3 protein-coding genes are annotated in these 4,946 nt (G+C 66.2%); all 3 read left to right on the top strand.

What is annotated here, in order from left to right; all coding sequences use genetic code 11:
- Nucleotides 1–48: 48 nt before the first annotated feature.
- Nucleotides 49–1,338 (top strand): threonine/serine exporter family protein, encoded by a 1,290-nt coding sequence (locus tag TA90_RS12805; RefSeq protein WP_043537091.1) that lies wholly within the window; start codon nt 49–51, stop codon nt 1,336–1,338.
- 112 nt (nt 1,339–1,450) lie between these two features.
- A complete protein-coding gene (locus TA90_RS12800; protein WP_052450882.1) occupies nt 1,451–2,497 on the top strand; it encodes an alpha/beta hydrolase in 1,047 nt (348 codons plus the stop codon).
- A 513-nt stretch (nt 2,498–3,010) separates the two neighbouring features.
- Nucleotides 3,011–4,387 (top strand): sugar transferase, encoded by a 1,377-nt coding sequence (locus TA90_RS12795; RefSeq protein ID WP_052450881.1) that lies wholly within the window; start codon nt 3,011–3,013, stop codon nt 4,385–4,387.
- Nucleotides 4,388–4,946: the final 559 nt, after the last annotated feature.

Below are 4,946 nucleotides of genomic sequence, written 5' to 3'. Positions count from 1 at the left end.
GGGGGCGCCACCCCACCGGAGGGTGAGGAGTCCATGACCATGCACCGCATGGTCGCCCACGACCGCCTGGCCCACCAGTCGCGCATCGTGTTGCGCCTGGGGCAGATGCTCCTGTCCTGCGGTGCCTCCGCCTTCCGCGTCAAGCACTCCATGGCCAAGCTCGCCCGCGCGGTGGGCATCGAGCAGCACCACGCCCAGGTCACCTACACGGAGATCATCGCCACCGCCTACGCGTCCGGCACCTTCCGCACGGAGCTCGCGGAGCAGCGCGCCATGGGCGTCAACGCCGACAAGATCGACCTCCTGTCCAACTACGTCGACTCCCTGGACGGCCAGCAGGTCCTCGTGGAGGACGTGGACAAGGCCCTGGACAAGATCGAGAAGGTCCCCGCCCTCTACGGCTGGTTGGGCAATGCGCTGGCCTCGGGTGTGGCGTGCGCAGGGTTCTCCTTCCTCAACCACGGCGGCTGGGTGGAGTGCTCGGTCGTGGCGGTCGCCGCCTTCATCGGGCAGTACCTGCGCCGCCAGATGCTGCACCGTCGCATGAACCACTTCGGGGTGTGGATGGCCTCGGGCGCGGTGGCGGCCACCATCTACATCCTCCTGGTCGGCGCGGCCCAGCACTACATCGGCCTGGAGCCCACCCACCAGGCGGGCTTCATCTCCGCACTCCTCTTCCTGGTCCCCGGCTTCCCGCTGGTCACCGGCATCATCGACCTCGTGCGCCAGGACTTCCAGGCCGGCATCGCGCGCCTGGTGTACGTGTGCATGCTGGTCGTCTCCGCGGGCGTGGCCGTGTGGGGCGTGTCCCTGATCTTCAACTGGTCGGTGACCCCCGAGTACGACTACCACCTCGTGTGGCCGGCGCTGTACGGCCTACGCTTCGGGGCCTCCTTCATCGCCTCCTACGGGTTCGCGATGCTCTTCAACTCCCCACCCAAGGTGTGTGCCGCGGCCGCCGCCATCGGCGCGATCATCAACGTCGGGCGCCTCTTCCTCGTCGACCAGGTGAGCCTGCCCGTCCAGGCCGCGGTGGGTCTGGCCGCTCTCGCTGCGGGCCTGCTCGCCACGCTGGTGGCGCGCCGCACGAAGTTCTCCCGCGTGACGCTGTCGGTGCCCGCGGTGGTCATCATGATCCCGGGTGTGCCGCTGTACCGTTCCCTGGCCTACCTCAACAACGGCCAGACCAACGACGCGCTCGCGGCCCTGTTCACGGTGTTCTTCACGATCATCTCCATCGGGGTGGGCCTGGCCGTCGCGCGCATGGTGACCGACCGCAACTGGCTGATGGAGACGCCCCACGGGGTGCCCTCACTGGGGCGCTACGCGGGGGAGTGAGGGTCGGGACCTGCCGGATGGTAGGTTCCCTGACGGGGAGGGGCCGGGTCCCGCCGTCGGTGCACCAGGCCTGACGAGGGCGGACCCATGACGTCCGGAGGGGGAGCACCAGGTGCTGAAGAAGGTCCTGACCCGCATTGGTGTGGCCCTGCTGGCACTGGTGGTGGCCGTGGCGGTGTGGGCCTGGCTGAGCCCGTGGCCCTCGGTGCTCCTGATCCGCCAGATGTGGCCCGAGGCGAGCGCGGAGCAGGTGGCCGCCATGAAGGCCCTGGAACCCACCGACGTCTCCGCCCAGCGCAACGTGGTGGTCAACGCCGATGACCCCGACGGGCACATCGACGTGTACCGGCCCGACGCCGCGGGGGACACCGCCCTGCCCACCATCGTGTGGGTGCACGGAGGGGGGTTCATCACCGGCACGAAGGACGGGATGGACACCTACCTCACCCAGATCGCGGCGGCCGGGTACACCGTCATCGCCGTGGAGTACACGGTGGCGCCCAACGCCCGCTACCCACACCCCGTCCAGCAGGTCACCACGGCCATGGGCTTCCTCCTCACCCATGCCGGGCAGTACGGCGTGGACCCCTCCCAGATGGTCCTGGCGGGGGACTCCGCCGGTGCCCACATCGCCGCCCAGACGGCCATGGCGATCACCCAACCGGGGTACGCCGAGGACGCCGAGCTGGACCTGCCGGGCCTGTCGCAGGTGCAGCAGGGCAGTGAGCTGCGAGCGACCGTGCTCTACTCCGGGGCCTTCGACATGACGCTCATGAAGGGTGCTGAGGGCATGGGGAAGTGGATGGTGCGGACCATGCTGTGGGCCTACACGGGGTCCAAGGACCCGGCGTCGGACCCGCACCTGGAGTGGGCGAGCCTGCCCCAGCACGTGGACTCCCACTTCCCGCCGACCTTCATCTCCACCGGGCCCGCGGACCCGCTGCTGTCCCACTCCGAGTCCATGGCCACCCACCTGGAGAAGGCCGGGGTGGACGTGGACACCCTCTGGTTCCCCGACGCGCCTGACACCATCGGGCACGAGTACCAGATGGACCTGCGCACCCCGCAAGCGAAGGAGTCCATGAAGGCGCTGTTGGCCTTCCTGCGTGCGCACCTGGACACACCCGTGCCGCTGGAGGCGCCTGCCGACTCCTGGTAGGAGACCTGTGGATTCGGACACACGTGCTCCCACAGCGACGACTCACCCCTGTGCCAGCACGGTTTCAAGTGCGTCGATGAGAAGTCGGTCAGTTGAAGCGACACGGTCAGAGTTACCGGCTCGAGGTTGACCGCGCGACACACTGCGACGCACGGCGGTCATCCCCACCTGCGAAGTCGTCCGGTGGACGCGTGCCTTCCGAGGTGTCAGTGGTCGTACCGGCCCATCGGTCACTTCGTGAGGGTGAGGACTTCTGGCGTCCCCTCGCTCAGTAGTGGGTGGGCGCCGGGACGGCGAGTTCCGCGACCCGGAGTCTCACTTGTGAGTCCTTGGAAGTGCGCATGTCCCCGGATACTCTGGTTGCAGTTCCCAGAGATCTCTCAGGCGAGGAGTGCGATGACCACCCTTCAGCGGCGACCGACAGTACCCGAAGAACCTGGAGCCCATCCGGCGGATCACGCCCACGGGTCGCAGATCCGAGGCTTTCAGGGTGTCCTGGTTTTCGGTGACTTCGTGGTCATCGCTCTGTCCGTCGCGGCGGGCCATCTGCTCAAGTTCGGGTTCAATGACCCGACGATTCAGGACTCCTCCGGGACGATCTCGCTGAGCTACCTGCCTGTCAGTGTCGGCCTGGGACTGGTGTGGTGGCTGATGCTCGGCGCCTTCCACACATACCGCCAGCGGCTCCTGGGGTCGGGGACCGAGGAGTACCAGAGGGTCTTCCAGGCCACGTTCCTGGTATTCGGTGCGCTCGCCATCGCATCCTACCTGTTGAAGGCGCAGCTGGCCCGAGGATACTTCCTGGCCGTCCTCCCCATCGGGCTGGTGGGACTGTTCGTGTGGCGATGGTTGGCCCGCAAGCGTCTCGTCCGACTCCGCCGGAGGGGGGAGTTGACGAACCGCGTGTTGATCCTGGGAGGTTCGCGCACGGCTGCGGACATGGCTCGGGAGCTCCGACGCAGGCGCGATCTCGGGATGGAGGTGGTCGGTGCGTGTGTCGCCGACCAGCCGGTGGGTTCGACGTTGCGTGGGACGAATGTTCCCGTGTTCGGAGATCTCGGGGTGCTCCCGACGACCATGAGAGAACTCGATGCTGACACCCTTGTGGTCACCGGGTCGCCGGACATTTCGGCGGCCGAGATCAAGGAGCTCAGCTGGAGGTTGGACCCGGTGGGTACCCATGTGGTGCTGGCCCCGAGCATCGTCGATGTGGCGGGTCCCCGCGTTCACTTGCGACCGGTGGATGGCTTGTCCCTGGTCGAGATCGAGATGCCGCGGTTCGACGGTTCGAAGCAGTTCCTCAAGCGTGGCTTCGACATCATCGTCTCCGCTCTGCTGATCATTGCCCTGCTTCCCGTCTGGATCATCGTCCCGATCCTGATCTGGTTCGACGACAAGGGACCGATCTTCTTCCATCAGACGCGTGTCGGTCTCAATGGTGAGGAGTTCTCCATCTGGAAGTTCCGATCCATGCGGGTCAATGCGGATGCGGAGCTCGCCGCGCTGCTCAAAGCCCAAGGCACCTCCGACAAGCCGCTGTTCAAGGTCGACCACGATCCGCGCATCACCAAGCTCGGCGCCTTCCTGCGGAGGAGCTCCATCGACGAGCTTCCCCAGCTCTTCAACGTCTTCAACGGCACCATGAGCTTGGTCGGGCCCCGCCCGCAGGTACCTGCCGAGGTGGCCTTGTACGACAACGCTGCGTCGCGGAGGCTCTTCGTCAAGCCAGGCGTGACGGGTCTGTGGCAGGTGAGTGGGCGCTCGAACTTGACATGGGAGGAAGCGGTCCGCTTCGACTTGTTCTACGTGGAGAACTGGTCCATCACCGGTGACATCCAGATCCTCTTCCGTACCATCAAGGTTGTCTTTGCGCGGGAGGGTGCAGGCTGACCGAAGTTCTCACCTGAGGTTTGGTTCTCGAGAGGACAGCGATGCAGGTGCATGTGCAGTGTTGCGGCTCGAACCAAGCGTTTCGCTCTCTTGCCGAGGCAGCCCTAGGTGTTCGAGCAACGAGCACGGTCACCGACAGAGCTCACTCGCGCCCCGTCTGCGTCGAGCCCACGCACGAACTGGCGCCTCTCCTGCAATGACCGAGGATCTGCTTCGCGATTGCGTAGTCCGCTGCAGGCGAACTCTCGTCTACGCTGACCAAGAGGCGCTCGCCATGGTCTGTTCTGAAGAAAATGCATGGAGCATCGCTCGTTGAATATTCGCGGGTTTGAGGGCCGGTGATGGTGCCGGTGGGGGCCAGTGGGTGCTGGGTCGGTTGGTGTGGGCGGGGGCCGGGGCTGGTGTTGGTGGGGGCCGCTTTCTTTAGGCTCCTTCCGTCATGTGAGAGGCATGTGACGGAAGGAGTTGTCAGCGATGGTAAGTCGGATTCCGGCGAAGCGAGTGCTTCGTCTGCGAGCTCAGGGTCTGTCGGGGCGGGCGATTGCCTCTTCCCAGGGGG

This window comes from Actinomyces polynesiensis (assembly GCF_000820725.1).
GTDB classification, from domain to species: Bacteria; Actinomycetota; Actinomycetes; order Actinomycetales; family Actinomycetaceae; genus Pauljensenia; species Pauljensenia polynesiensis.
Note: the sequence above shows the minus strand (reverse complement) of the source record. Positions and strands in the feature narration are given on the sequence as shown.